The following is a 23,589-nucleotide window of genomic DNA, read 5'->3' as shown; positions in this document are numbered from 1 at the left end:
GTTTCGTGTGTTATCGTGGACACGAAGAGACCCGGAGCCGCCAGCATGAACAAGCCCGTCCAGGTGACAATTGCCGAGCCCTATGACCGCTTCATCGACGCCCAGCTCGAAAGTGGCCAGTTCAACTCGGCCGAAGAGGTGGTCGAGGCGGGGCTCAAGCTTCTGAAGGAAGAGCAGGCCAGGATCGAGTGGCTGCGCAATGCGCTGATCGAGGGTGAGAACAGCGGGCCGGCGGTACCGTTCGATCCTGAGGATCTGATGACTTCCGTTCGCGAAAGATGGGCGAGCCGTGGCTGAGATCCGGCTCAGTCCTGCCGCACGCCAGGATTTTCTCGAAATCGGTGACTATACGCGGGATCGATGGTCCGAAGCTCAGGCGGAGCGATACCTCCGGCAAATCCTGGCAATGATTGCCGAAATTGGCACACATCCGTTTGCCGGCAAAGAAGAGGCTTCGCTGCGGCCCGGCTATCGTCGCCGTCGGTCCGGATCTGATATCATCTTCTATACCATTCTTGAGGGCGGCAGGATCGAGGTCGTCCGTATTATTCACGAGCGAGCCGACCATGCGGGTAAATTGGACGAATGACTTCCATGCCTGCTAAAATCTTCATCAGCGCCTGCCTGCTTGGTCGTCCCGTCCGTTACGACGGCAAGGGCAAGCCCCTTCATGATCCTTTCGTCGAGCGCTTGAAGGCCGAAGGTCGCCTCGTCGGCTACTGTCCCGAACAGGCTGGTGGCCTGCCGACGCCGCGCCCACCCGCCGAGATCGAGAGCGGGATGAATGGCGGCGACGTGCTCGCCGGCCGCGCCCGCGTGCTGGAGGTCACAGGCGGCGACGTGACGGCGGAATTCATCGAAGGCGGCAAGAGGGCTGTGGCCTTTGCGCAGGAGCAGGGCTGCAAGGTGGCGCTCCTCATCGACGGCAGCCCCTCCTGCGGATCCGGCTTCATCTATGACGGTTCGTTTTCCGGGAGCCGCCATCCGGGCTTCGGTGTGACGGCAGCCCTGATGCGTCAGGCAGGCATCGAGGTCTTCTCCGATCGCGAGCTTGATCGGCTTTCGGCCCACATCGCCCAGACAGGCTGAAATGAAAAGGCCGCCGGATCGCTCCGACGGCCTTACGTTTTATCGTCCGAGACCTGGCTCAGCTTGCCATGCGATAGGCCTGCTGGCCGGCTCCGGCCTGGCTGGTTTTGAAGCTGCGAATCAGGTTCAGGAGATCGCCGGTATCGTTGGCGAGAACCTCGGCCGAAGCCGTGGTTTCCTCCGCCATGGCGGCATTCTGCTGGGTTGCCGTATCCAGTTGGTTGACCGCGGACGAGATAGAACGCAGCGTCGTGTCCTGTTCCTGGGCGCTGTGCGAGATCTTCGACACGATGTCGTTAGCGCTGGCGATCTGGTCTGAGATACGCTTCAGCGCCTCGCCCGTCTGACCGACCAGCTGCACGCCCTGTTCGACCTGGGCAGACGAACGGGCGATCTGGTCCTTGATCTCCTTGGCGGCCGCTGCAGACCGCTGGGCGAGTTCGCGCACTTCCTGGGCGACGACGGCAAAGCCCTTGCCGCTTTCGCCGGCACGCGCCGCTTCGACGCCCGCGTTCAGCGCCAGAAGGTTCGTCTGGAAGGCGATTTCGTCGATCACGCCGATGATCTTGGTGATCTCTGCCGACGACTGCTCGATACCGCTCATCGCATTGATGGCGCGGGTGACGATCTCGTCGCTCTGGCGGGCTTCGGCGCTGACCGAACCCACGCGGTTTGCCGCCTCACGTGCACCGTCGGCCGTCTGGCGAACGGCAACCGTGAGCTCGTCGAGCGCGGCGGATGTCTCTTCGAGATTGGCAGCCTGGCGTTCCGTGCGGGTGGCAAGTTCGCCGGAGGCGCGGCGGATCTCTTCCTTGGAAACGGCGATGTCGTTGCCCTTGAGGTTGACGCGGGCCATGGCTTCTTCGAGACGGGCCAGCGCATCGTTGAAATTGTCACGCAGGGCTGCATATTTCGGTCCGAGATCGGCGCAGCGGACGGTCAGGTCGCCATCGGCCAGCTTTTCCAGCGACTGACCGATGGTGGAAACCACATGCGCCTGCTGGCGTGCTTCGGCGACCTGTGCTTCGGCATTCTGGCTGCGTTCGTTGTCCAATTCGCGCTTCTGCTCTTCCTGGCGGGCGGCCAGTGCATGGCGTTCGCGGATCTTCTCCTGCAGGCTCTGCGTCGCCTTGGCCATCATGCCCACTTCGTTGCCCATGTCGGTATGCGGAATGGCAATGGTGACATTCTCGTCGGCAACCGCTTCCAGCGCGTCATGGATGGCATTGAGCGGGCGGGTGATGCCGCGCACCACCAGATAGGCGGCCAGAAGCGCCAGGAGGAAGATGCCGGCCGAAAGGCTGACGGTCTTGATGATGCCGGCGCGGACTTCCGCCTTCAGGTCGTCGGTGTAGAGACCGGTGATGATCACGATCTTCCAGGGTTCGAAGGCCTTGCCGTAGGAAGCCTTGGGGTAGCTGCGGTCTTCCGGATCCTTGCCCGGCTTCGGGCCGATGAACTCGACGAAACCGCCGCCGGTCTGGCCGAGGCGCACCAGCTCGTCGCGATAGGCAAAGCCGTTTGCATCCGGCTTGCCCTTGTTGCTCTTGCCCACATCCTTCGAGGTCGGGTGGAAGACCATGACCACGTCATAGTCGTAGCCGAAGAAATAGCCGTCCGGCTCGAACTTCATCTTGTTGAGCAGCGCATAGGCCCGCGTCTTCGCTTCATCGACCGAAAATTCGCCTGCGACGGCACGATCGTTGAAATCCTTGAGGATTGACAGGGCCGATTCCACCTGGGTCCGCAGCAGTTCGTAGCGCTGTTGATAGATGGTTGCCGTCGCCGAGCGCACTTCGAAATAGGTGGCGGTGGCGAAGGCCGCCATCAGGCCGCCAATCAGCACGAAGAGTTGGAGGGAGATGCGGAAATTTTTCATGGCCGGACAAGCTTTCGTCGAACCGAACTGGTCGGGTGATGGCGGGAATGGAGAGCGCATCAGCCATCATGGCCGTCGGAATATCTCCGCCCTAACCTCTGTTCCAAAAGTTGATATCGCTTTAAGTAGCTGCGAATATTCGGCCTTGATAAGTTACCCGTGAAAAATGAGGGTAAACGACATAACGCCCGGGACTGGGCCGGGCGCTACATCCGTGTGTCACCACGATGTGCCGCAGAGCCCGGATCGTAAGGCGCTGCGGGAAGGGGATCACTTCAACCGCAGCTCGAAGCTGGCCTGGTTGATCGGCACGGGGCCAGACGGAACGGACACCTGGGCAACGGCGGCCGTCGTGGCGTCCAGATCGACCCCGTCGGATACAGGTGCACTGGCGACGATGGTCGAACCCTTGGTGGCCCAGCCCTCGGCCGAGGTCATGAACACGACGGGCGAGCCGCCCAGCCAGCTTTCGACGCGCTTCAGCTTCTTCTGGCCGTCCACGTCCACGATCTCGGCGGACTGGGCCCCTGGCGCGACGTTTGGAACGACATACTGTCTTTTGGATATCTGCGGAGCCAGAGGCGGGCAGTGCGCGCAGGTCATCTGCACCACGCTCGATCCGTCAGCCGTAAATTTGCTGGCGAAGTCGATGGAGGAAGCAAAGGCCGGCGATTGCGCGGCGGATGCAGCAAGGATCATGGATGTCAGAACGAAGCGGCGCATGATGTCTTATCCCCGATTGTTGGGAAGACGGTAGCGCAGCTTTCTTTCGATCCGGTCAGGAGCTTTGGTAAAATTTGAACGAAAAGGCGGGTTTTCGCCCGAGATGCCCTGATTTTTAGCGCTTTTCGCGCGCAATCGCCCGCCAGCCGATGTCACGTCGGCAAAAGCCATTCTCCCAATGCACCGCATCGACGAGGCGATAGGCTTCGGCCTGCGCTTCCGCGACGGTCGCTCCGCGCGCCGTGGCGTTCAGCACACGCCCGCCGGTCGCGACCAGTTGGCCGTCCTTCAGCGCCGTGCCCGCATGAAACACCTTTGCGCCATCGCCTGCATTCGGCAGGGCGGCGATCGGCGTGGCCTTGTCGTAAGAGCCGGGATAGCCCTTGGAGGCCAGCACCACAGTCAGCGCCGGGTCCTCGCTCCACTCGGCCGTCACCTGATCGAGCGTGCCGGTGGCAGAGGCGTAGAGGATCGGCAACAGATCGCTCTTCAGCCGCATCATCAGCACCTGGCATTCCGGATCGCCGAAGCGGACATTGTATTCGATCAGTTCCGGACCCTTGGCCGTGATCATCAGCCCGGCGAAGAACACGCCCTGGAAGGAATGGCCCATCTCGGCCATGCCGCGCATGGTCGGCTCGATGATCTCCTTCATCGTCCGCTCGACCATATCGGGGGTCATGACAGGTGCCGGCGAATAGGCGCCCATGCCGCCGGTGTTCGGCCCTGTATCGCCGTCGCCGACGCGCTTGTGATCCTGGGCGGTCGCAAGCGGCAGCAGCGATTTGCCGTCGGAAAGGCAGAAGAAGCTCGCTTCTTCGCCATCAAGGAAAGCCTCGACCACGACTTCCGCACCGGCCGCACCAAACGCACCCTCGAAGCAGTCATCGATCGCAGCCAGCGCCTCGTCCATTGTCATCGCGACCGTGACGCCCTTGCCGGCGGCAAGCCCATCGGCCTTGATGACAATCGGCGCGCCCTGTTCACGCACATAGGCCTTGGCCTTCGGCGCATTGTTGAAGCGCTGATAGGCGCCGGTCGGAATGTTGAACCGGGCGCAGACATCCTTGGTAAAGCCCTTGGAGCCCTCAAGCTGGGCGGCCGCCGCCGAAGGCCCGAAGACGGCAATGCCGGCCTCGCGCAGCTTGTCGGCGATCCCGGCCACCAGCGGCGCCTCCGGCCCGACCACGACGAAGTCGATGTCCTTCTCCTTGCAGAAGGCAATGACAGCCGGATGATCGTCCGTATCGAGCGAAACCAGCTCCGCCTCTTCGGCAATGCCTGGATTGCCGGGGGCTGCATAGAGCTTGGTCAGAAGCGGCGACTGGGCGATCTTCCAGGCCAGCGCATGTTCGCGTCCACCCGACCCGATCAACAATACCTTCATCACCAGCCTCCAGCGCCATAGGGGAATGCCCGGCGGTTAAGGGGGAAGGGGGCAAAGGTCAAGGTGCAGAGGCCTCTTACGCTGCGGTTTATATGGTTGTATGATGCCATCATGCGCCCATCGCGTGTTCTCTTGGAGGGCAAGATGAAGAAATGGACTTTGACGGAGGCGTTTGCGGAATTTGGCGTCGTCAGGAAGAATCCGCGATGGAGTTGGTCTGCGGTAAGTGCCGACGGAAAGACCGTTGTACTCACGATATGGGAAGATCGCCTTGATCGTTCATCGGATCCACCGATTTATGACACTCTCGACTGGCCGCCGGAGACTTGGCAGTCCTCTCACAGCAATAAGGAGCGGCTTGCACATCTGAAGATCGCGCGAGACAACTGTGATGGTCTCTTCCGTGTTGTCATTACCGTAGCCAAGGATGTGAGCAGCCGCCCCCGGAAAATTGTCGGATGCTACCCGCAGAAAAACCTGATCATGCGGCTCGTCGCACTGCAAGAAAGCACTGGGCGTTTTCGGGCTGTCGGCATTGCTCCGAATGCGAGCTAGGCTGCTTTCCTGTGAGTCGCTCTCGGTAAACGTTGCCTTGCCGCAATCGCCCGCTATGGTCCGCGTCCAAACGACAAGACGGATGACCCATGGCCGACGACATCAAGAGCATTGCCGCCCTTATCGCCACCGAGATCAATGCAAGGCCCGACCAGGTCATATCGGCCGTCGGTCTCCTTGATGAAGGCGCAACCGTGCCCTTCATCGCCCGCTACCGCAAGGAAGTGACCGGCGGTCTCGACGATACGCAGCTGCGCAATCTCGCCGAACGGCTGATCTATCTGCGCGAGCTTGCCGCCCGCCGCAAATCGATCTTCGAAAGCATCGACGGCCAGGGCAAGATGACCGACGATCTCGCCCGCAAGATCGCCCAGGTCACGACGAAGGCCGAGCTCGAAGACCTATATCTGCCCTACAAGCCGAAGCGCCGCACCCGCGCCGAGATTGCCCGCGAAAAGGGGCTCCAGCCGTTGGCCGACGCCATCCTCGCCGACCGCGCGAGCGATCCGCAGAAGCTCGCCGCAGCCTATATCACCGAAGAAGTCCTCGACGTGAAGGCAGCACTCGAAGGCGCCCGCGACATCATCGCCGAGCAGATCTCGGAAAACGCCGATCTCATTGGTCGCCTGCGCAACGACATGAAGGATCGGGCGATCCTCTATTCGAAGCTCGTCGACGGCAAGGCCGAGGCGGGCGCCAAGTTCTCCGACTATTTCGACCATTTCGAACGCTGGGCAACCGTGCCCGGCCATCGCGCGCTCGCCATGCTGCGCGGCTGGAACGAGGAATTCCTGTCGCTCTCCATCGAAGTCGACCGCGACGACACCTCCCCGGTCAAGACCAGCCAGCGCATGATTGCTAGTGCCTATCAGGTCGCCGGCAAGGGCCCCGCCGACCAATGGCTCCTCGAGGTCGCCGGCTGGACCTGGCGCGTCAAGCTCTCCGTGTCGCTGTCGCTGGACCTGATGCGCGAACTGCGCGAGCGGGCCGAGGAAGAAGCCATCCATGTCTTCGCCCGCAACCTCAAGGACCTGCTGCTCGCAGCCCCCGCCGGTTCCCGTCCGACGATGGGCCTCGACCCGGGCATCCGCACCGGCGTCAAGGTTGCGGTGGTCGATGGCACCGGCAAGGTGGTCGAGACGACGACCGTCTATCCCTTCCCGCCGAAGAACGACATCCGCGGCACCCAGGCCGAGCTCGCAAGCCTCATCCGCAAGCACAATGTCGAGCTGATCTCGATCGGCAACGGCACCGGCAGCCGCGAGACGGAAAAGCTGGTGGCCGACATGCTCGCCCAGTTCCCGGCGACGGCGCCGAAGCCGACCAAGGTCATCGTCTCGGAAGCTGGCGCCTCGGTCTATTCGGCCTCGGAAACGGCCGCGAAGGAATTCCCCAATCTCGACGTCTCCTTGCGCGGTGCCGTCTCGATTGCGCGGCGCCTGCAGGATCCGCTCGCCGAACTCGTCAAGATCGAACCGAAGTCGATCGGCGTTGGCCAGTATCAGCATGACGTCGACCAGGGCCGTCTCGGACGCTCGCTGGATGCCGTCGTCGAGGACGCGGTGAATGCCGTCGGCGTCGATGTCAACACCGCGTCCGCCCCGTTGCTGGCCCGCGTCTCCGGCCTCGGCAAGACGACAGCGGAAGCCATCGTTGCCCATCGCGACGAGACCGGCCCCTTCGGCAGCCGCAAGGATCTCTTGAAAGTCCCGCGCCTCGGCGCCCGCACCTTTGAGCAATGCGCCGGCTTCCTGCGCATCCCCAACGGCAAGGAGCCGCTCGACGCCTCCTCGGTCCACCCGGAAGCTTACGGCGTGGCGAAGAAGATCGTCGCCGCCTGTGGCCGCGACCTGCGTTCGCTGATGGGCGACAGTGCGACGCTGAAAAGCCTAGACCCGATGCGCTTCATCGACGAGCAGTTCGGCCTGCCGACGGTCAAGGACATTCTGTCAGAACTCGAAAAGCCCGGCCGCGACCCGCGCCCGTCCTTCAAAACGGCGACCTTTGCCGAAGGCGTTGACGAGATCACCGATCTCAAGATCGGCATGACGCTGGAAGGGACCGTGACCAATGTCGCCGCCTTCGGCGCCTTCGTCGATATCGGCGTGCACCAGGATGGCCTCGTCCACGTCTCCCAGCTTGCCGATCGTTTCGTCAAGGATCCGCATGAGGTGGTGAAAGCCGGTGATGTCGTGAAGGTTCGCGTCGTCGAGGTCGACGTCAAGCGCAAGCGCATCGCGCTCACCATGCGCAAGGATGGCGGTGAGGCGCAGCAGCCCTCCATGCGCGGCGATGCACGTGGAAATGCGAGCGCGATGAAACATTCGAACGCCCGTCCGCCAAAGCCGGAACAGCCCGCCATGGGCGGCCTCGGCGCGGCATTGGCCGAAGCCATGCGCAAGAAGTGAGCGCAGCTCGGTCGCTTACGGCCTCACGAAAAAAGACGGGCCGGCGCCTGCGCTCCGACCCGTCCCATTGCCCCTCGTAGGCAAAGGCTTCAATGCGCCGCCGCGCAGGCCTGGCAGAAGGGTGTGTGCGGCACCGCGTTCAGCCGCTCGATGGCAATCGGCTCGCCGCATTTGACGCAGGTTCCGAAGGTTCCGGCATGGATCCGGTCGAGCGCGGCGTCGATGCCGCGCAGCTCGCCTTCGCCCACCTGACCGAATTCCTCCAGCACCTCGTCGTTTTCGCGTTCGACGGCCCGTTCCGCGCTGTCAGCGCTTTTGAGACGACCAAGATCCGTATCGATCTTTGCCAGGCGATTTTCGATTTCGGCCTTGCGGGCCGTCAGGATGCGTTCGAAATGGGCCGTGTCCATCGCCTGTACTGGTTGTTCCATGACATCCTCCCTCAACGATCGACCAGAACCGAAATCTTCGAGTGACGCACCACGCGATCCGCAGTGGCGCCGATGAAATAGTTGGAAAGGTCGGGCACGTGCGAACCGACGATGACGAGATCGGCGCCATGCTCCTCGGCCGAGGCGAGGATTTCGCGGGCAGGCGCACCGGAGCGGATTTCCACCCGTGCCGTGACCGCCGCCTTTTCCTTCAGCCCGACCAACTTGCCCTTGGCGTCCTGGATTGCACCCTCAATGATGTCCACCGGCACGTCGATGGCGAGATAGCCGGGAAGGTCCTCGACGACGCTGAGCAGAATGATTTCGCCGCCAGCATCCAGCAGCGAACTGGCCTTGGCCAGGATCTTCTCCCCTTTGTCGAGCGCGGCGGGATCGACGGGTACGACGATCTTCTTGTACATCTGGCTCTCCATGTTTTTGCCCCCCGGAGGGGTGTTTCCTCGTTATGGGGAGATCATGCGGCCGCCATGCATCGGGTGCATTGATCAGGATCAAAGGTGGATACGCTGGCTCGTCGTCAACAATTGTCGAACGAGCTTTCGACGAAACGGCATCTACTGTGAACGAAATTCCTGATCCATATTGCTGGAAAGGCAGACCACTGCCGTCAGGAGATTTGCCATGAACGCCGCCATCGAATCCAATGCCGAAAGCTTCGCCCTCAGCCGCCCCGTGCATGTCGGCCAGGCCCATCTCGTTGCCGCCGATCTCGATCTGCTCACCCGCTATTATCAGCAGGTCCTGGGTCTTGAGCGGCTGGAAGACAGCGCCAGTGGTGTCGTGCTTGGCGCCGGCGGCAAGCCGCTCCTGACGCTCACCACAAGCGGTGATGCCGCCCGCGCACCGCGCAATGCCGCCGGTCTCTTTCACAATGCCTTCCTGATGCCGAACCGCGAGGAACTGGCCCATTGGCTGGCCCATGCCGCCCATCTCGGTGTGCAGTTTGATGGTGCCAGCGACCATCTGGTCAGCGAAGCGATTTATCTCACCGACCCCGAAGGCAATGGCATCGAAGTCTATCGGGACCGCAGCCCGGACGAATGGCGCTACCATGCGGATGGGACGGTGGAAATGGCGACGAACCGGCTCGACCTGCAGGCACTTTATGAGACGGCGCCGAAAACCGCTTGGGCCGGCCTAGCACCCAATGCCGCGATAGGCCACATCCATCTCCAGGTCGGCAATGTGCCGGAGGCGGAACGCTTCTACGAAGGCATTCTCGGCCTGAAGAAGATGGCGAGTTATCCGGGCGCCAGCTTCTTCGCCTCCGGTGCCTATCACCACCACGTCGCCGCCAATGTCTGGAACAGCCGCAATGCGACCGCCCGCACCGGCGCCATGACCGGGCTGAACGACTACGCCCTCGTTTTCAACGACCAGCAGATGCTGGCGGGCATTCTCGCCACGCTGGATGCCCAGGAGATCAGGGTCGACCGTTTGGGCGAAGGCCACCGCCTGCTCGATCCCTGGGGCATCGGCATCACCCTCGTGCCCGGCAACGCCTGATCCATCTGGTCTGGCGCCACCCGCGCCGGGCGGCCAAGCGCTTTCGGAACGGAAACTGTTCCATCGGCGTTGTGCGAGAGCAATTCCAGCAAAGTGCGCAGCGGTTTTGCGTCCGGAATTGCGTGAAAACAAAGACATAGAGCATTGAAGGCGACTCCGTTTTCGCCGGAAATGCTCTATGCCACGACGGGGTCCATCGCCATGCCAGAAACAGAACAGTCAGTCGCTCCAGCCACAAGGAGCGGCCCGTGAATCTCCAGGTGCAACCGAAGCGGCCGGCCCAGCGGCGTGTGCGTTTTCAAAAGACGGGTCTCGATTATACCGTCTCCTGGTCGGTGATAGGGCTCTTCGCCATTTTCGCCCTGATCTCGCTGCATCTCGCCTCCTTCGTGTTGATCCCGCTCACGATGGCGATCGTCGTTGGCCTGATCCTCGGCCTTGCGGCAGATCGCATGGGCAAGCTGGGCATTCCGCCGATGTTGACGGCGGTCATTCTATCGACGCTCTTTCTCGGGGTCTTGGGCCTGCTCGTCTTCACCATTGCCGGTCCGATCAACATGCTGATCGAAAACGGGCCGAAGATGGTGGAACGGGCCATCGATTACCTCGAAGGCGTGTCCTGGCTGCGTCGCCCGATCGAGGCCCTGTCCAGCAGCCCTGTTTCCCCTGAGGCCATGCTGCAGAATTCCGGGACCATTCTGTCGACGCTTGCAACCGGCGTGACGCCGGCCCTGTTGCAGATCTTCATCTTCGTGGTGGCCCTGCTGCTCTTCCTCGCCTCGCGGCTGACGATGCGCCGGGCGCTGATCCGGGCCTTTTCCCACCGGGACCGGCGGCTGAAAGCCATCCACCTGTTGAACGAGGTGGAGGCTGCCCTCGGCCATTATTTTGCGACCGCCGTGGTGGTGTATGCCCTCTTCGGCGCGGTTGCCGGCATCATTGCCTGGGTCGGTGGCCTCGGCAGTCCGCTGCTCTGGGCCGTTGGCGCATTCCTGCTGAGCTTTATCCCGTTTCTCGGCATCGCCTCCGTCACCATCGCGATGATGGTCGGCGGCGTTCTGGCGCATGAGTCCCTTCTGATCGGGCTTCTCCCGGCGATCGTCTTTTTCGCCGTCGACGGTCTGCTGGAAAACCTCCTCCTTCCCGCGGCCATGGGCCGCCGCCTGGAGATGAATACCTTCATGCTCTTCGTGGCGATTGTTTTCTGGACGTGGCTCTGGGGTGCTGTCGGTGCCATGCTTGCCGTGCCGCTCACCTTGATCGGCATGACGCTCTTCGGCGGGATCTTGCCGCAGGCAAGGCCGCAGCCCAATCTGCCCGACTAGGGGCCTGTTGATCGGCTTCCGTCATCTGATCGTCATGGCCGGGATCTAGACGGCCTCAGAGATGCGCCGGAACGTCTCCGGTGCGATCAGGGGCAACGTCATGCGGCACGAAGAACCACGCCTGCGACTCGGCATCATCGCCGATCCGCAATATGCCGACCGCGATCCGGATACCGACCTCAACCGGTATTTTCGAGAGGTCCCGGCGAGGCTTGAACAGGCCATCACGCATTTCGAGCCTCTGCCGCTCGACGCCATCATCGTGCTCGGTGATCTCATTGACCGGGACTTCGAGAATTTCTCCACCGTCCTCGGCATTCTGGAGCGCAGCCGCCATCCGCGCATTCTGTTGCCGGGCAATCACGACTTCCTCGTCTCGGCGGACAGGCTGCATGACATCCATGCGACGCTTGGAATGCCGGCCCCCTATTACCAGCACAGGCTAAACGGCGTTCGCCTGCTGGTGACGGAGGGCAATGAGATCTCGCTTTTCTCCAGCCCGAAGGGTGATCCGCGTCATGTCGAGGCGGAAGCGCGCCTTGCCGCGCTGAAGGCTGAAGGTGTCGCCAATGCACAGACCTGGAATGCGGGCATCAGTCAGACGCAGGAGGATTGGATCCGCGCGCGCCTGACCGAAGCCGAGGCCGCCTGCGAGCCTGTCCTGCTGCTCGGCCACTACCCCATCCATCCGCCATCCGACCACAATCTGTGGGATGGCGAACGGCTGGCCGATCTGGTCGCCACCTCGCCCGCCTCCGTCGCCTATCTCTGCGGTCACCAGCACGCCGGCAACTACGCCAGGCTGGGCAACACCCACTTCGTCAATTTCTGCGGCATGGTCGATACGCCGGAGACGAGTGCATTCGCCGTATTGTCTTTGTTTGACGATCGGATCGAGATTGAGGGATTTGGCCGGGAACCGAGCCGGATCCTGTCTCTGACGTGAACCTTGAAGCGCTCGACAACCTGCGGTGAAATCGGCGATTCAGTCATCGCTCTGACATCGTTCTGTCAGCGATTTGTCAGGTTTACCAGAATGTTGCGCCGGAATGCCCGGCTCACTCCATTGTGATTTTTGTCTCTGCCTCCCACGCGGCAAACATCATCCGTTACGTCAATCCAATGATCGCCCGGTATGCCGGCCGACCTCCAGGGAGAGCAGCCTCATGAAGATGAACACCGTCCTGTCCGCCATTGTGGCGATCTGTCTTGGCACCACCGCTGCGATTGCGGCGGGGGAACCCCAGACGGTGCGCCAGGAATTGATGAAGAAGGCCGGCGGTTCGGCCGGTACGCTGGCCGGCATCGCGAAGGGTGAGAAGCCCTATGACGCCGAAGCCGTGAAAGCTGCGCTGACGACGCTCGTCGAAGTCGGCAAGACCTTCCCCGATCATTTCCCTGCAGGCAGCGAAACCGGCCTCGATACGGAAGCGAGCCCGAAGATCTGGGAGAACATGGACGACTTCAAGGCGAAGGCAGCCAAGCTGGCGACCGTGGCCGAAGCACAGCTGGCCGCGATGCCGGCAGATCAGGCCGCAGTCGGGGCAGCACTTGAAGCCGTCGGTGCCACCTGCGGTGACTGTCACCAGAGCTACCGCCTGAAGAAGAACTGACCCCTCCTGGTCGGGCGCTCTTTCGGGCGCCCGCCTCTCATCAGGGCTTCATCGAAAGCCCATCCATTCGCAAGGAGGGCCTGATGGCATCGACATGGCTCAAAGGTCTGGGCGGGCTCGCCATCCTGGGTGTTGCCGGCTTCGGCGCATTTCTCTGGATCACCGCGCCTCAAAGGCAGGATCCGTCCATCTGGGCCGATCTCGGAGATCCCGATATCGCCCATGGCCGCGACCTCTTCTTTGCCGGTGGCTGCACGAGCTGTCACGCGCCGGCCGGTGCAACAGGCGATGACCGTCTGGTTCTGTCAGGGGGCGCCCCGATCAAAAGCGATTTCGGTACCTTCCATGCACCGAACATTTCCAGCGATCCCAATGTCGGCATCGGTGGCTGGACGCTGGCTGAGTTCGGCGATGCCATGACCCGCGGTGTCGGCCGGGACGGCGAACATCTCTATCCATCCTTTCCTTACGGCTCCTACGCGCGGATGACGCCGAAGGACGTCAACGACCTCTACGGTTTCTTGAAGACTTTGCCGGCAAGCGACAAGGTGGCGCCGGCGCATGAACTCGGCTTCCCGTTCAACCAGCGCATTGCCCTTGGCGGCTGGAAATTCCTCTATTTCACCGCAGCCCCCCGTGTCGAACTGGCCGATGCCTCCGACATGGTGAAGCGCGGCCAGTATCTGGTCGAAGGTCCCGGCCATTGCGGCGAATGCCACACCCCGCGCGATGCGCTGGGTGGCTTTAAGTCTGGCCAATGGTTGGCAGGCGGACCGAACCCGGAAGGCGAGGGGACGATCCCGAACATCACGCCCGGCTCAAAGAGCATCGGCTCCTGGAGCGAGAGCGACATCGCGACCTATCTCGAATCCGGCTTCACCCCGGACTTCGACAGCGTCGGCGGCACCATGGTCGAGGTGCAGAAGAACATGGCCCAGCTTCCGGCCTCCGACCGCGAGGCGATCGCCGCCTATCTGAAGGCCGTGCCGGCGGTGCAATAAGCACCGCCTTCTCTTTCGCCAGCATCGCGCAAGGCTCATCCTGCATCCTGCCCACCTCGAAATGCCTTCGGAGGGGCCATGAGCATTGAACGCCGGCGGATGGAGAGTGCGCTACGCTCGCTGCTCGACAATTATCCCGATCCCGCCTTGCACCAATGGGTGGACCAGACGGTCCGCGCCTTCGAAAAGCGGTTGTCGGCCATCGTCGATCCACGCGAGCGCGACCATGCCCAGCAGGCAGCGCTCATCCTGATCAAGACGACCTTGCAGAAATGGTCGGAAAATCCGCCGGTTCGCCACTGACATGTCATGCGACGGTTGGCGGGATCGCGGTCAGCCGCGATGCTCGGCCGCAAAGGTGGAAAGCTCGGCTTCGGCCTCGGGTCCGTAGAGGTCGAGCGCCTTCAGCACTTCGATGGCAAACGTATCCGGCGACGATCCTGCAGCCGTGACAATGCCGCCGTCACGAACGGCAGGCGCCTGGTCGACGTAATGAGCCGCACCCTGATAGGTCGGGTATCGCTGGTGCGAGGCCAGCGCATTGCCGGTATGGGCGACAGTATTGAGCACGCCGGTTGCGGCGAGCGCACTCGCCGCCGCACAGATCCCGCCCAGCACCTTGCCCTGGTCGCGAAACGCGGTCGCGAGCGCGGTGAAATCATAAGCCACGCCCTTCTCCCAGGCATAGCCGCCGGGAATGACGAGCGCGTCGAAGGCATCTGCACTGATTGCGTCATAGCCGATATCCGGCGTGACCTTCAGTCCGCCCATCGAGACGACGGGTGCGCCGTCCGGCGAGGCGGTCACGACATCGCAATCAAGATAATAGCGGGCCGCAGCCATCAGAAGCGCGGGCTCCCAGTCTGCGAAGTCGTTCTGCAGGGCAATGGCAATGCGTGTCATGTCCAGTCTCCGTCCCGAATGCGAAAGAGCGATTAGTTCAACGCGTGCAGGTAGCGCATGCCGGTCACCGGGCGCGGCACGAAATCCATGTTTTCATAGAAGCGGTGCGCAGCGACATTGCCGGTGGCGGCCGAGACCGACAGGAAGTCGCATCCAGCCTGGCGAGCAATCTCACGGACCCGGTCGACCAGATGCTGGCCGATGCCATTGCCGCGCTGGCCGTCGCGCACGAAGAGATGGTGCAGATCCATGCCGCGCTTGCCTTCCTGCGCCCTGTAGAGCGGCACCAGAATGGCATAGCCGATCAGGCCCTGACCGTCATCGGCGACCAGAGCCTGTATCCAGGGCATGGGGCCGAACAGGTCGCGTTCCAGCTTTTCCGGCGTCATGGCGGATGCATCGCCGTGGTGCAGGGCCAGTGCGGCGATCATGGCATTGAGGTCCGGCAGGTCGCGCGGTTTCGCGTGACGGATGGCGATCACGGGCGGGCGGGGCAGGGTGATGTCGGTGTCTTCGGTCATGCTACTTTCCCTTTTGCTTATTCTGCGCCGTCAGGGGAAAGTCGTCTGCAAAACAACAAGGCCGCCTGACGGCGGCCTGTTGACAAAGTGATCTGTCAGGCCGCCGGTTACCGGTAGGCCCAAAAATACGTGCAGGAGATGGTTGCGCGGATATCGATCATGGCGGGTTAGATGCGCCCGTTTTAATCGATTGTCAACGGGTGATCTTTTCCTGTTGCTCCTGATGGACTATAGTCCATCAATTGCTGTGAGGAGGCGATGGCGAAGGCGACATTGATCCGCAGGCTGCGCAGCTTTTTACGATCCGACGTCTTCGTTGAGATCGTGATTTGGCAGGTGCTGGCATCGGTTCGTGGAAGCCAACACGCCTTCAAATACAGCCTGGCATTGATCGCGACCGGCGAATGCGTTCTGCGCTATGATAACGAGGCCGGTAAGGGAGACCATAGACACCTCGGATCAACTGAGGCGGCCTATGCATTCACCGGCATAGACGCTCTGACCGAAGATTTTCTGAGCGATGTGAAAGGATGGTTGGATGACAACCCTGAAAGTGAAGATCGAGAGCCTCGACCAGACAATGGCGACCGTCGCTGATCTCCTGAAGGCAGCGAAAGCGGGGGATGCCACGGGCGGTGAGTTTAGCCTCAGCTTTCCGTCTTGGGAGACGATGCACAAGGTGTTGACCCCCAAGCGGTTGGAGATCGTGACGGCAATGACGGGGCAGGGGGCGATGCCGATGCGTGAGGTGGCGCGTCGGGTAGGGCGAGATTTCAAAGCCATTCATGCCGATCTCGAAACTCTGTTGAAAAGCGGCGTCATCGACAAGGCGGAGGAGGGGGGAGTGATCTTCCCGTATGACCGTATTCACTTCGAATTCGAGATAAAATCGGCAGCCTGATCATACGGCTACCGCTCGACCTTCACGCCCGCCTTCGTCGTCAGCCGCTTCTCAAACCCCACCTTGGTCAAGAGCAGATCCGTGTCCGTATAATGCACCACATCATCCGGCGAGCGCGTCCCGACGACGAGATAGGTGGCCGGCTGATCCGATCGGTTCTCCAACCGGTGCCCGACGGCAACGCCCGCCTTGAAGGTGGCGGCATCGCCCGGCAACATCTCTGTCAGATCGTCGCCCTCGTTCAGCGTCACGCGGCCTGACAGCACATAGACGAACTCGTCCTCCTGCTCGTGCCAGTGTTTGTGCGAGGAGAAGGAACCCGGCGGGAGCGTCTCCACGATGGCGCCGAACTGCGTCAGGCCGCCGGCCTCGGAGAGAAGACGAGCGGAATAGGGCCCGAGTTCGGCATTGATGCCGGTGCCGCTCCAGGTTTCGAGCGGCGCCTCGTTCTGTCGGATCACCGGCATGATGCACCCTACCTTCAGTGTTCGTGGCCGCACAGGCTGTGGTCAGCCAAGGCCTGGATTACATAGCATTCGCCGATCGTGTGCTCTCCGCCATGCGAGACGATCCGCGACAATTCCTCCTCCAGCTTCTTGAGCCTGGCGATCTTCTCGCGAACCTCGTCCAGCTGCTCCCGGGCGATTCGGTCTGCAGCCCCGCAGGGCTCCTCCGGATGCCGGCTCAGTGTCAAAAGCTCGCGGATCGCCTCGATCGGAAAGCCGAGGTCGCGCGCATGGCGGATGAAGGTCAGCCGTTCGAGATCCGCCCTTTCGTAACGCCTTTGATTTCCTTCCGTCCGGTCGGGCGCGGAAATCAGCCCCATCTGCTCGTAATAGCGAATGGTGGGCACCTTCACTCCGGTCCGCCGGGACAGGTCACCGATCGCATACATCGTGAAATTTCCTCTTGAACCTCTAGTCACTAGAGATTGTAAGACGGCTGGGTGACCAGATCAAGACGTGAAGGAATTTGACGAATGAGTGCTTCCTGCGGCCATGACCATGCCCCTTTCGACGGCATGTCGGACACCTACAAACGGCGTCTGTGGATGGTGATCGCCATCAATGCAGCGATGTTTTTCGTCGAAATGACCGCCGGCCAGCTCGCCCGCTCCCAGGCGCTGCAAGCCGACGCGCTGGATTTCTTCGCTGATGCCGTCACCTATGGCATCTCGCTCGCCGTCATCGGCGCGTCCTTAAAGACCCGCAGCCTCGCGGCGGCCGCGAAGGGCGGAAGTCTCTTCCTGATGGGCCTCTGGGTCTTCGGCTCGACGCTCTACCGCGTGTTCTACCAAGGCGTGCCGGAAGCGCCGATCATGGGCGTCATCGGCTTCATGGCGCTCGCAGCCAACCTCGCAAGTGTCCTGCTTCTGATGAACTACAAGGACGGCGATGCCAATGTCCGCTCGGTCTGGCTCTGCTCGCGCAATGATGCGATCGGCAATATCATCGTCATGATCGCAGCTCTTGGCGTCTGGGGCACGGCGACCGCCTGGCCGGACCTCACCGTGGCGGGCGTCATGGCCGGCCTCTTCCTCTATTCATCTGTCCAGATCCTGTCGCAGAGCTATGCGGAGTGGAAAGAGGGTGAGCCGGTCACGCTGGCATCGAGCTGCTGCGCGCCCGCAGTAAACCCTGGCCACTCCCATGCCGATCACGACGATGCGCATGACCATCACGCACATCCTCACCCAGGTCATGCCCATCACTGAACCTGCCATTGGAGCACAAAAAAAGGCCGGCGCGGCATCATGCCGGCCGACCTTTTTCTCCGCATCGTAAGCTTAGAATTCGTCGTAAACCGTCGGCACTTCGTATTCGCGGTAAGCAGCCTCAACCATCTGCAGCCGGGCGCTTTCGCCAAGATCGTCTCGATTGTTGCTTGAGCCGCTCAGCTGAATGGACGGTTTCCTGGAACCTTCAACGGTCCAGAGTGCCGACGCGAGCTGGTTGGACAGGAGCGTGCTCGAAAACGTGCTCGCGCCACCGGTCGCACGCCCGGAGGTCGTGGATGCGGCCTCGTTGGACGCATCGTCGGCCACGGCCGCGCCCGGCACGTAACGGCTTTGATAGGAGTTGCTGCTGAGACCGCTCTCGATCCTCATGGCGGAGACCTCGGTTGAAGAATTAACCTTTTGTTAACCTTTCAACCTTGCGCGAAGCTTGCGTCACGTCTCGATCTATAAGATTTGGCCCTTGCGAAACGGGCGCCGTGAAAGTACGCGCGCCGAATCACGATGAAAAAAGGCCCGTTTCCCTGCCGACGAGGCAGTGGAAACGAGCCCGTTTTTACGACAGATGACAGCCTGAGTTACATCTTGCCTGCCACCTTGATCGCATAGGCATATTCAAACGCGATCTCTTCCAACCGCTGGAAACGTCCCGACTTGCCGCCATGGCCGGCCGCCATGTTGGTCTTCAAGAGGAACGGACCAGCTTCCGGTGCAGTATCCCGAAGCCGCGCGATCCACTTGGTCGGTTCCCAATAGGTCACGCGTGGGTCGGTCAGGCCGGAGAGTGCGATGATCGGCGGGTAGGGCTTCGTCTCGACATTGTCGTAAGGGCTATAGGCCGCGATCCAGCGATATTCCTCTTCCGACTCGATCGGATTGCCCCATTCCGGCCATTCCGGCGGGGTGAGCGGCAGGGTGTCGTCGAGCATGGTGTTCAAGACATCGACAAACGGTACGGCGGCGATGATGCCGGCGAACTTTTCCGGTGCCATGTTGGCGATCGCCCCCATCAGCATGCCGCCGGCCGATCCGCCTTCGGCGATGATCCGGTCGTAGGCGGTGAAGCCTTCCTTCACCAGGTGATCGGCAGCCGAGATGAAGTCCTTGAAGGTGTTGACCTTCTTTTCCATCTTGCCGTCTTCGTACCAGGAGAAACCCTTGTCCTTGCCGCCACGGATATGGGCGATGGCATAGACGAAGCCGCGATCGGCGAGCGACAGGCAATTGGTGTTGAAGCCGGCGGGGATGGTGATGCCATAGGCGCCATAGCCATAAAGCAGGCAGGGGGCCGAGCCGTCGAGCTTGATATCCTTTCGATAGAGCAGCGTGACCGGCACGGTCTCGCCATCATGCGCTTCGGCAAAGACCCGGCGGGTGACATAGTCCTCAGGGTTATGGCCCGACGGCACTTCCTGGGTCTTTAAGAGCGTGCGCTCGCGCGTCGCCATGTTGTAGTCGAAGAGCTGCGAGGGCGTCGTCATCGACGAATAGGAGAAGCGGATGACGTCGGTGTCGTATTCGGCAGCCCCCTGCAGCCCCAGCGAATAGGCTTCCTCGGCAAAGGCGATCGAATGCTCCTCGCCGCTCTTGCGGTCGCGGATCATGATGACGGGCAGACCTTCGCGGCGCTCCAGCCAGACGAGATGGCGGGCAAAGGCCATGTGGTTGAGGATCAGCCGGCCCGGTTCATGCGGCACGAGCTCTTTCCAGTTGGCCTTGCCCGGTGCCAAGACTGGTGCCTCGACGATCTTGAAATCCTTTGCATCGTCGGCATTGGTGAGGATGTAGAAGACGTCGCCGCCCTCGGTCATCGAATATTCGACACCCTCTTCGCGCTCGGCAACCAGTTGCGGCTCGGCGGTGAGGTCCTTGGTCGAGAGCAGGCGGTATTCTGAGGTCTCGTGATCGTGGATGTCGATATAGATGACATCGTCCAGCAGTGAGCCGCCGACGCCCATGAAGAAGCCGGGATCCGTTTCCTCATAGACGAGGCGATCTTCGGACTGCGGCTGGCCGACGATATGGTGAAATACCTTGGACGGCCGATGGTTCTCGTCCTGCAGCGTGTAGAAGAAGCTCTTGCCGTCAGGCGCCCAGACCCCTCCGCCGGCGGTGTTTTCCAAGACATCGTCGAGATCCTGCTTGGTGGCGAGATCACGCACGCGAAGGGTGAAATATTCCGAGCCCTTGTCGTCATACCCCCAGATACCGAAGGCATGATCGGTGGTGTGGTCGATACCCGACAGACGGAAATAGTCCTTGCCCTTCGCTTCCTTGTCGCCATCGAGCAGCAGGTCGCGCAGGCCCTCGTTCTTCGGATCGCCATCGCGCGGGATGCGGAAGTAGCGCGGCTGCTCGCCGCCAGTGACGAAGGCCGATCCATAGGCGAAAGGCCCATCCTTCATCGGGATCGACGAATCGTCTTCCTTGATGCGTCCCTTCATCTCGGCAAAGAGCTGTGCCTGCAGCGCCTTGGTATCGCCCATCGCGGCGTCCATATAGGCGTTCTCGGCTTCCAGATAGGTCCGGATCTCCGGGTCGAGGATCGAGGTGTCCTTGAACATCTGCTGCCAGTTGTCGGCGCGCAGCCAGGCATAATCGTCCGTCCTGACAATCCCGTGGCGGGTATCGGAGACGGGCTTCTTGGCGACGGTGGGGGCTGCGGGCAGGTTTCTAAAAACGGACAAGGTTTTCTCGCTTTATCATGTCGAGGCAGATTGCCTGCCTGTGTGGTTCAGAGATAAAGCCGCCCCGGCGGGACTTCAAGCCGAGTGTTCCGTGCAGCTTGCTGCAGACGGCAGGACAGACAACAGGCAGACGAGAATGACGATTGTGACCACCTTGAGGTTTTCGAGCCTCGCTCTCTTCTGCGCGGCATCGATCGGTGCGGCAGCCCCGACCCCGGCCAAGCCTTCGACCGCCGCATCCAAGCCGCGCCTGACCGAGCCCAAATTGACGATCGCCCAGGTAAAAGAGGAGGGGCCGGCCGTTGCCCTCACTTTCGATGCCTGCATGGGCAAGGTCGACGACCGCATCCTCGACACGCTGATCGACAACCGCATCCCCTCGACCATCTTCGTCACCGCCCGCTGGCTGAAACACAACGCCGCCGCCTTCGCCGTCATGCGCGCCAATCCCGATCTGTTCGAGATCGAGGATCACGGCGAAAACCATGTGCCTGCCATCGACGTGCCGATGACCGTCTTCGGCATCAAGACGGCCGGTTCTCCCGAGGCTGTCGCGGCCGAGGTCGAGGGCGGGGCTGAGGCGATCGTGGCCGCCGGTGGCGAGCGTCCGGTCTGGTTTCGCGGTGCGACAGCCAAGTATACGCCGAGCGCGATTGCTCAGATCCAGTCGCTCGGCTATCGGGTGGCCGGCTATTCCATCAACGGCGACAGCGGCTCGCTCTTGGGGGCTTCAGGTGTTGAGCGCCAGTATCACCGTGCCAAGGATGGCGACGTGATCATCTCGCACATCAACCAGCCGACCCACGAGGCCGGCGAGGGCGTGGTCAAGGGCATCCTCGACCTCAAGGCGCGCGGCTTCCGCTTCGTCCGGTTGAAAGACCGGACCGAGCCGGCCTCGAGCAAGAGTTTCTGAACCGATCAGCCATCCGTTCCATGGCTGGATTTCGCCCAGTCCATGTAGAGGTCGAGCGCCTTGCGCGTCACCGGCCCCTCCTGCAGCTGCACATCGTCCAGCCGCGTCACCGGCACCACCTTCGAGTAGTTTCCGGTCTGGAAGATCTCGTCGGCATTCATGAAATCCTCGACCGAGAGCGTCGTCTCGCGCACGTCGAAACCGGCCTGGCGCAGAAGCCCGATGATGCGGGCGCGGGTGATGCCGGCAAGGAAGGTGCGGTTGGCGGCGGGCGTCAAGACCACGCCGTCCTTGACCATGAACACGTTGGAAGACGCCGTCTCCACGACGTTTCCGTTCATGTCGCGCACCAGCGCATTGTCGAAGCCGCGTTTGCGGGCATCGATGATCATGCGACCGGAATTGGGATAGAGGCTGCCGGTTTTGGCGTCCGTCATGGCGCATTCCGGTGTCGGCCGACGGAACGGCGAAACGGTGAGCGAGGAGGGCTTCGCCGTGTGCATCGGCGCTTCGAACAGGCAGAGTGCAAACCGCGTCGAGTCCGGATCGGCGGCGACGACGGAGCCCATCTGACCGTGTTCGGCCCAATACATCGGCTTGATGTAGATGGCCGTCTTGCCGTCGAATTTCTGGACGCCTTCCCAGGCCAGCCGCTCGATCTCCTTCGCCTCCATCGTGGCCTTCATGCCCATGTTCTCGGCCGAGCGGTTGACCCGCTCGCAATGCAGGTCGAGATCGGGCGCGATGCCGTCGAACCAGCGCGACCCGTCAAACACCGTCGAGCCCAGCCACATCGCATGCGAAACCGGCCCGATCAGCGGCGGATTGCCGGAGAACCAGTCGCCATCGACATAGGTGAAGGTGGGGGTGCGGGCGGATGTATCGACGGCCATCGGGAGCTCCTTCTTTTCGTTGCTTTGCAGCAAAGGCGCAGCAATCGGAGAGGTCAAGGATAAACTCGCGCTCGTGACGGGAAATCCCGGTGTCATGCCCTCATCTCGGCCCGTGGTCGTTTTTTCGAGGCGCTTCAGCAGCTTGGTCGATCGAAATGTCGGGAGCACTGATGGTCTGCGCGGCGTGTTGGTCGTCGTGGTTAAAGGTGTCGTAACGGATTTCCGCGATATTGAACGAAAGCAAGGCTTTTGCCCTGCCGGTCTGTTGTTCTGCGTAACTCTGGGGGTCATCATGCACAAGGCGCGTTTCGCCTCTCTTCTTGCCGCGTCTGTCGCGCTCGTCGCGCCGCCGGCATGGGCCGATGGCTTCTTCTCCGGCAACTGGTATGTGACCCTCGGCGGCGCCGGCATTTCCGCGCCCACCTTCGAAGGCTCGAAGAATCGCAAGCTCTTCTTCCAGCCGATCATCTCGGTCGGACGCGGTGGCGCACCCCGTTTCTCGTCCCGCAACGACAATCCGAGCTTCGCGATCTATGACACCGATGTGCTGCGCGCAGGTGTGGTCGGCAAGTTCCTCCCCGGTCGCGATGCCGGCACAGACAGTGCCCTGACGGGCCTTTCCGAGATCAAATGGGGTGGTGAACTCGGCGGATTTGCCGATCTCTATGTCACCGACTACCTGCGTGCCCGCGCCGAACTGCGTCAGGGCTTCCGCAGCCATGATGGTCTCGTGGCCGACGTCGCGCTGGATGCCTTCACCGATGTCGCACCGGGCCTGCGCGTCTCGGCCGGCCCGCGCCTGACCTATGCCACGAGCGGCTATACACAAGCCTATTACGGCGTGGACGCCACGGAATCCGCGGCCTCGGGGCTGAGTCAGTACAATCCGGAAGGGGGCATCACCTCTTACGGCGCGGGTGGCGCCATCACCTGGGATGCCACCGACAAGCTCTCGATGAGCGCCTTTACCGAATACAAGCGCCTTGCCGGCCCCGCTGCCGATTCGAGCCTCGTGAAGGAAGAAGGCAGCCGCAACCAGCTGATGTTCGGCGTTTCCGCCAGCTACAAGTTCGGCGTCAGCTTCGACTGACGAAAGGC

Annotated in this window: 28 protein-coding genes; 16 read left to right on the top strand and 12 right to left on the bottom strand. The window is 61.9% G+C overall.

The window, feature by feature from the left end:
- Positions 1 to 45 precede the first annotated feature (45 nt).
- Genes DMY87_RS02625 through DMY87_RS02615 form a run of 3 tightly spaced genes read left to right on the top strand, consistent with a single transcriptional unit; the run spans position 46 to position 1,089 of the window.
- Positions 46 to 297, top strand: coding sequence for a type II toxin-antitoxin system ParD family antitoxin (locus DMY87_RS02625; RefSeq protein WP_110789715.1), 252 nt, complete (start codon positions 46 to 48; stop codon positions 295 to 297).
- Complete coding sequence (locus DMY87_RS02620; protein ID WP_110789714.1) at positions 290 to 589, top strand: type II toxin-antitoxin system RelE/ParE family toxin; 300 nt, start codon at positions 290 to 292, stop codon at positions 587 to 589. The genes DMY87_RS02625 and DMY87_RS02620 overlap by 8 nt, the downstream gene beginning before the upstream one ends.
- On the top strand, positions 586 to 1,089 hold the full coding sequence (locus tag DMY87_RS02615; RefSeq protein WP_110789713.1) for a 2-thiouracil desulfurase family protein: 504 nt from the start codon (positions 586 to 588) through the stop codon (positions 1,087 to 1,089). Before DMY87_RS02620 ends, DMY87_RS02615 begins: the two co-directional genes overlap by 4 nt.
- A 58-nt stretch (positions 1,090 to 1,147) precedes the next feature.
- On the opposite strand, the gene DMY87_RS02610 is transcribed toward DMY87_RS02615, so the two are convergent.
- The 3 genes from DMY87_RS02610 to purD all read right to left on the bottom strand — a co-directional run bounded on the left by DMY87_RS02610 (position 1,148) and on the right by purD (position 5,078).
- On the bottom strand, positions 1,148 to 2,968 hold the full coding sequence (locus DMY87_RS02610) for a methyl-accepting chemotaxis protein (RefSeq protein ID WP_110789712.1): 1,821 nt from the start codon (positions 2,966 to 2,968) through the stop codon (positions 1,148 to 1,150).
- Positions 2,969 to 3,238: 270 nt separating this feature from the next.
- Positions 3,239 to 3,691, bottom strand: coding sequence for a plant virulence effector HPE1-like domain-containing protein (locus DMY87_RS02605; protein ID WP_110789711.1), 453 nt, complete (start codon positions 3,689 to 3,691; stop codon positions 3,239 to 3,241).
- Positions 3,692 to 3,806: 115 nt separating this feature from the next.
- On the bottom strand, positions 3,807 to 5,078 hold the full coding sequence (gene purD, locus DMY87_RS02600; RefSeq protein WP_110789710.1) for a phosphoribosylamine--glycine ligase: 1,272 nt from the start codon (positions 5,076 to 5,078) through the stop codon (positions 3,807 to 3,809).
- Positions 5,079 to 5,222: 144 nt separating this feature from the next.
- On the opposite strand from purD, the gene DMY87_RS02595 reads away from it, so the two are divergent.
- Both DMY87_RS02595 and DMY87_RS02590 read left to right on the top strand, forming a co-directional pair.
- Positions 5,223 to 5,633 (top strand): hypothetical protein, encoded by a 411-nt coding sequence (locus DMY87_RS02595; RefSeq protein ID WP_110789709.1) that lies wholly within the window; start codon positions 5,223 to 5,225, stop codon positions 5,631 to 5,633.
- Between the two features lie 89 nt (positions 5,634 to 5,722).
- Complete coding sequence (locus DMY87_RS02590) at positions 5,723 to 8,041, top strand: Tex family protein (protein ID WP_110789708.1); 2,319 nt, start codon at positions 5,723 to 5,725, stop codon at positions 8,039 to 8,041.
- Between the two features lie 89 nt (positions 8,042 to 8,130).
- Here the strand turns inward: DMY87_RS02590 and DMY87_RS02585 are convergent, their stop codons facing one another.
- Both DMY87_RS02585 and DMY87_RS02580 read right to left on the bottom strand, forming a co-directional pair.
- Positions 8,131 to 8,451, bottom strand: coding sequence for a TraR/DksA family transcriptional regulator (locus DMY87_RS02585; RefSeq protein WP_110789707.1), 321 nt, complete (start codon positions 8,449 to 8,451; stop codon positions 8,131 to 8,133).
- Positions 8,452 to 8,483: 32 nt separating this feature from the next.
- Positions 8,484 to 8,894, bottom strand: a complete 411-nt coding sequence (locus tag DMY87_RS02580; protein WP_110789706.1) for a universal stress protein — start codon at positions 8,892 to 8,894, stop codon at positions 8,484 to 8,486.
- Between the two features lie 220 nt (positions 8,895 to 9,114).
- Between DMY87_RS02580 and DMY87_RS02575 the strand changes: the two genes are divergently transcribed.
- From DMY87_RS02575 to DMY87_RS02545, 6 genes are all read left to right on the top strand, one after another.
- A complete protein-coding gene (locus DMY87_RS02575) occupies positions 9,115 to 9,999 on the top strand; it encodes a VOC family protein (RefSeq protein WP_110789705.1) in 885 nt (294 codons plus the stop codon).
- A gap of 248 nt (positions 10,000 to 10,247) precedes the next feature.
- Positions 10,248 to 11,324 carry an AI-2E family transporter gene (locus tag DMY87_RS02565; RefSeq protein ID WP_110789703.1) on the top strand — a complete coding sequence of 359 codons (1,077 nt, stop codon included), beginning with the start codon at positions 10,248 to 10,250 and terminating at the stop codon, positions 11,322 to 11,324.
- 100 nt (positions 11,325 to 11,424) lie between these two features.
- Positions 11,425 to 12,270, top strand: coding sequence for a metallophosphoesterase (locus tag DMY87_RS02560; RefSeq protein WP_110790347.1), 846 nt, complete (start codon positions 11,425 to 11,427; stop codon positions 12,268 to 12,270).
- Positions 12,271 to 12,490: 220 nt separating this feature from the next.
- Positions 12,491 to 12,937 carry a c-type cytochrome gene (locus tag DMY87_RS02555; protein ID WP_110789702.1) on the top strand — a complete coding sequence of 149 codons (447 nt, stop codon included), beginning with the start codon at positions 12,491 to 12,493 and terminating at the stop codon, positions 12,935 to 12,937.
- 83 nt (positions 12,938 to 13,020) lie between these two features.
- On the top strand, positions 13,021 to 13,938 hold the full coding sequence (locus tag DMY87_RS02550; RefSeq protein ID WP_110789701.1) for a cytochrome c: 918 nt from the start codon (positions 13,021 to 13,023) through the stop codon (positions 13,936 to 13,938).
- Positions 13,939 to 14,016: 78 nt separating this feature from the next.
- Positions 14,017 to 14,241 carry a hypothetical protein gene (locus tag DMY87_RS02545; RefSeq protein WP_062275898.1) on the top strand — a complete coding sequence of 75 codons (225 nt, stop codon included), beginning with the start codon at positions 14,017 to 14,019 and terminating at the stop codon, positions 14,239 to 14,241.
- A 30-nt stretch (positions 14,242 to 14,271) separates the two neighbouring features.
- Here DMY87_RS02545 and DMY87_RS02540 read toward each other — a convergent pair whose 3' ends face one another.
- Together DMY87_RS02540 and DMY87_RS02535 are read right to left on the bottom strand one after the other, a co-directional pair.
- Positions 14,272 to 14,841 carry a DJ-1/PfpI family protein gene (locus DMY87_RS02540; protein ID WP_110789700.1) on the bottom strand — a complete coding sequence of 190 codons (570 nt, stop codon included), beginning with the start codon at positions 14,839 to 14,841 and terminating at the stop codon, positions 14,272 to 14,274.
- A gap of 32 nt (positions 14,842 to 14,873) precedes the next feature.
- On the bottom strand, positions 14,874 to 15,362 hold the full coding sequence (locus DMY87_RS02535) for a GNAT family N-acetyltransferase (protein WP_110789699.1): 489 nt from the start codon (positions 15,360 to 15,362) through the stop codon (positions 14,874 to 14,876).
- A gap of 258 nt (positions 15,363 to 15,620) precedes the next feature.
- Between DMY87_RS02535 and DMY87_RS02530 the strand changes: the two genes are divergently transcribed.
- Together DMY87_RS02530 and DMY87_RS02525 are read left to right on the top strand one after the other, a co-directional pair.
- Complete coding sequence (locus DMY87_RS02530; RefSeq protein ID WP_110789698.1) at positions 15,621 to 15,959, top strand: toxin-antitoxin system TumE family protein; 339 nt, start codon at positions 15,621 to 15,623, stop codon at positions 15,957 to 15,959.
- The gene (locus DMY87_RS02525) at positions 15,901 to 16,263 is read left to right on the top strand and encodes an HVO_A0114 family putative DNA-binding protein (RefSeq protein WP_110789697.1); all 363 of its coding nucleotides are present in this window, start codon (positions 15,901 to 15,903) and stop codon (positions 16,261 to 16,263) included. The genes DMY87_RS02530 and DMY87_RS02525 overlap by 59 nt, the downstream gene beginning before the upstream one ends.
- Before the next feature lie 8 nt (positions 16,264 to 16,271).
- Here DMY87_RS02525 and DMY87_RS02520 read toward each other — a convergent pair whose 3' ends face one another.
- Positions 16,272 to 16,730 carry a cupin domain-containing protein gene (locus DMY87_RS02520; RefSeq protein ID WP_110789696.1) on the bottom strand — a complete coding sequence of 153 codons (459 nt, stop codon included), beginning with the start codon at positions 16,728 to 16,730 and terminating at the stop codon, positions 16,272 to 16,274.
- 14 nt (positions 16,731 to 16,744) lie between these two features.
- Positions 16,745 to 17,158 (bottom strand): MerR family transcriptional regulator, encoded by a 414-nt coding sequence (locus DMY87_RS02515; protein WP_110789695.1) that lies wholly within the window; start codon positions 17,156 to 17,158, stop codon positions 16,745 to 16,747.
- A gap of 84 nt (positions 17,159 to 17,242) precedes the next feature.
- Here DMY87_RS02515 and DMY87_RS02510 point away from each other — a divergent pair, with 84 nt between their 5' ends.
- Entirely contained in the window at positions 17,243 to 17,977 is a 735-nt protein-coding gene (locus DMY87_RS02510) for a cation efflux transmembrane domain-containing protein (protein ID WP_110789694.1), read from the top strand.
- A gap of 72 nt (positions 17,978 to 18,049) precedes the next feature.
- Here DMY87_RS02510 and DMY87_RS02505 read toward each other — a convergent pair whose 3' ends face one another.
- Both DMY87_RS02505 and DMY87_RS02500 read right to left on the bottom strand, forming a co-directional pair.
- The gene (locus DMY87_RS02505; RefSeq protein ID WP_110789693.1) at positions 18,050 to 18,370 is read right to left on the bottom strand and encodes a hypothetical protein; all 321 of its coding nucleotides are present in this window, start codon (positions 18,368 to 18,370) and stop codon (positions 18,050 to 18,052) included.
- A gap of 206 nt (positions 18,371 to 18,576) precedes the next feature.
- Positions 18,577 to 20,685, bottom strand: a complete 2,109-nt coding sequence (locus DMY87_RS02500; RefSeq protein WP_110789692.1) for a S9 family peptidase — start codon at positions 20,683 to 20,685, stop codon at positions 18,577 to 18,579.
- A 136-nt stretch (positions 20,686 to 20,821) separates the two neighbouring features.
- On the opposite strand from DMY87_RS02500, the gene DMY87_RS02495 reads away from it, so the two are divergent.
- Complete coding sequence (locus DMY87_RS02495) at positions 20,822 to 21,598, top strand: polysaccharide deacetylase family protein (protein ID WP_110789691.1); 777 nt, start codon at positions 20,822 to 20,824, stop codon at positions 21,596 to 21,598.
- Positions 21,599 to 21,603: 5 nt separating this feature from the next.
- Here the strand turns inward: DMY87_RS02495 and DMY87_RS02490 are convergent, their stop codons facing one another.
- Positions 21,604 to 22,491 carry a branched-chain amino acid aminotransferase gene (locus tag DMY87_RS02490; RefSeq protein WP_110789690.1) on the bottom strand — a complete coding sequence of 296 codons (888 nt, stop codon included), beginning with the start codon at positions 22,489 to 22,491 and terminating at the stop codon, positions 21,604 to 21,606.
- Positions 22,492 to 22,780: 289 nt separating this feature from the next.
- On the opposite strand from DMY87_RS02490, the gene DMY87_RS02480 reads away from it, so the two are divergent.
- A complete protein-coding gene (locus DMY87_RS02480) occupies positions 22,781 to 23,581 on the top strand; it encodes a MipA/OmpV family protein (protein WP_483428578.1) in 801 nt (266 codons plus the stop codon).
- Positions 23,582 to 23,589 lie beyond the last annotated feature (8 nt).

The sequence above is a fragment of the Peteryoungia wuzhouensis genome, from assembly GCF_003205195.1.
Classification (GTDB): Bacteria; Pseudomonadota; Alphaproteobacteria; order Rhizobiales; family Rhizobiaceae; genus Allorhizobium; species Allorhizobium wuzhouense.
The sequence above is the reverse complement of the archived record's forward strand: the minus strand, read 5'-3'. Positions and strand labels throughout refer to the sequence as shown.

Coding starts and splice junctions, on each gene's coding strand:
- DMY87_RS02585 (WP_110789707.1), bottom strand. CDS start 8,451: ATGGACACGGCCCATTTCGAACGCATCCTGACGGCCCGCAAGGCCGAA.
- DMY87_RS02535 (WP_110789699.1), bottom strand. CDS start 15,362: ATGACCGAAGACACCGACATCACCCTGCCCCGCCCGCCCGTGATCGCC.
- DMY87_RS02540 (WP_110789700.1), bottom strand. CDS start 14,841: ATGACACGCATTGCCATTGCCCTGCAGAACGACTTCGCAGACTGGGAG.
- DMY87_RS02610 (WP_110789712.1), bottom strand. CDS start 2,968: ATGAAAAATTTCCGCATCTCCCTCCAACTCTTCGTGCTGATTGGCGGC.
- DMY87_RS02520 (WP_110789696.1), bottom strand. CDS start 16,730: ATGCCGGTGATCCGACAGAACGAGGCGCCGCTCGAAACCTGGAGCGGC.
- DMY87_RS02625 (WP_110789715.1), top strand. CDS start 46: ATGAACAAGCCCGTCCAGGTGACAATTGCCGAGCCCTATGACCGCTTC.
- DMY87_RS02605 (WP_110789711.1), bottom strand. CDS start 3,691: ATGCGCCGCTTCGTTCTGACATCCATGATCCTTGCTGCATCCGCCGCG.
- DMY87_RS02560 (WP_110790347.1), top strand. CDS start 11,425: ATGCGGCACGAAGAACCACGCCTGCGACTCGGCATCATCGCCGATCCG.
- DMY87_RS02615 (WP_110789713.1), top strand. CDS start 586: ATGACTTCCATGCCTGCTAAAATCTTCATCAGCGCCTGCCTGCTTGGT.
- DMY87_RS02510 (WP_110789694.1), top strand. CDS start 17,243: ATGAGTGCTTCCTGCGGCCATGACCATGCCCCTTTCGACGGCATGTCG.
- DMY87_RS02495 (WP_110789691.1), top strand. CDS start 20,822: ATGACGATTGTGACCACCTTGAGGTTTTCGAGCCTCGCTCTCTTCTGC.
- DMY87_RS02590 (WP_110789708.1), top strand. CDS start 5,723: ATGGCCGACGACATCAAGAGCATTGCCGCCCTTATCGCCACCGAGATC.
- DMY87_RS02525 (WP_110789697.1), top strand. CDS start 15,901: ATGACAACCCTGAAAGTGAAGATCGAGAGCCTCGACCAGACAATGGCG.
- DMY87_RS02580 (WP_110789706.1), bottom strand. CDS start 8,894: ATGTACAAGAAGATCGTCGTACCCGTCGATCCCGCCGCGCTCGACAAA.
- DMY87_RS02595 (WP_110789709.1), top strand. CDS start 5,223: ATGAAGAAATGGACTTTGACGGAGGCGTTTGCGGAATTTGGCGTCGTC.
- DMY87_RS02545 (WP_062275898.1), top strand. CDS start 14,017: ATGAGCATTGAACGCCGGCGGATGGAGAGTGCGCTACGCTCGCTGCTC.
- DMY87_RS02505 (WP_110789693.1), bottom strand. CDS start 18,370: ATGAGGATCGAGAGCGGTCTCAGCAGCAACTCCTATCAAAGCCGTTAC.
- DMY87_RS02550 (WP_110789701.1), top strand. CDS start 13,021: ATGGCATCGACATGGCTCAAAGGTCTGGGCGGGCTCGCCATCCTGGGT.
- DMY87_RS02530 (WP_110789698.1), top strand. CDS start 15,621: ATGGCGAAGGCGACATTGATCCGCAGGCTGCGCAGCTTTTTACGATCC.
- DMY87_RS02575 (WP_110789705.1), top strand. CDS start 9,115: ATGAACGCCGCCATCGAATCCAATGCCGAAAGCTTCGCCCTCAGCCGC.
- DMY87_RS02490 (WP_110789690.1), bottom strand. CDS start 22,491: ATGGCCGTCGATACATCCGCCCGCACCCCCACCTTCACCTATGTCGAT.
- DMY87_RS02555 (WP_110789702.1), top strand. CDS start 12,491: ATGAAGATGAACACCGTCCTGTCCGCCATTGTGGCGATCTGTCTTGGC.
- DMY87_RS02515 (WP_110789695.1), bottom strand. CDS start 17,158: ATGTATGCGATCGGTGACCTGTCCCGGCGGACCGGAGTGAAGGTGCCC.
- purD (WP_110789710.1), bottom strand. CDS start 5,078: ATGAAGGTATTGTTGATCGGGTCGGGTGGACGCGAACATGCGCTGGCC.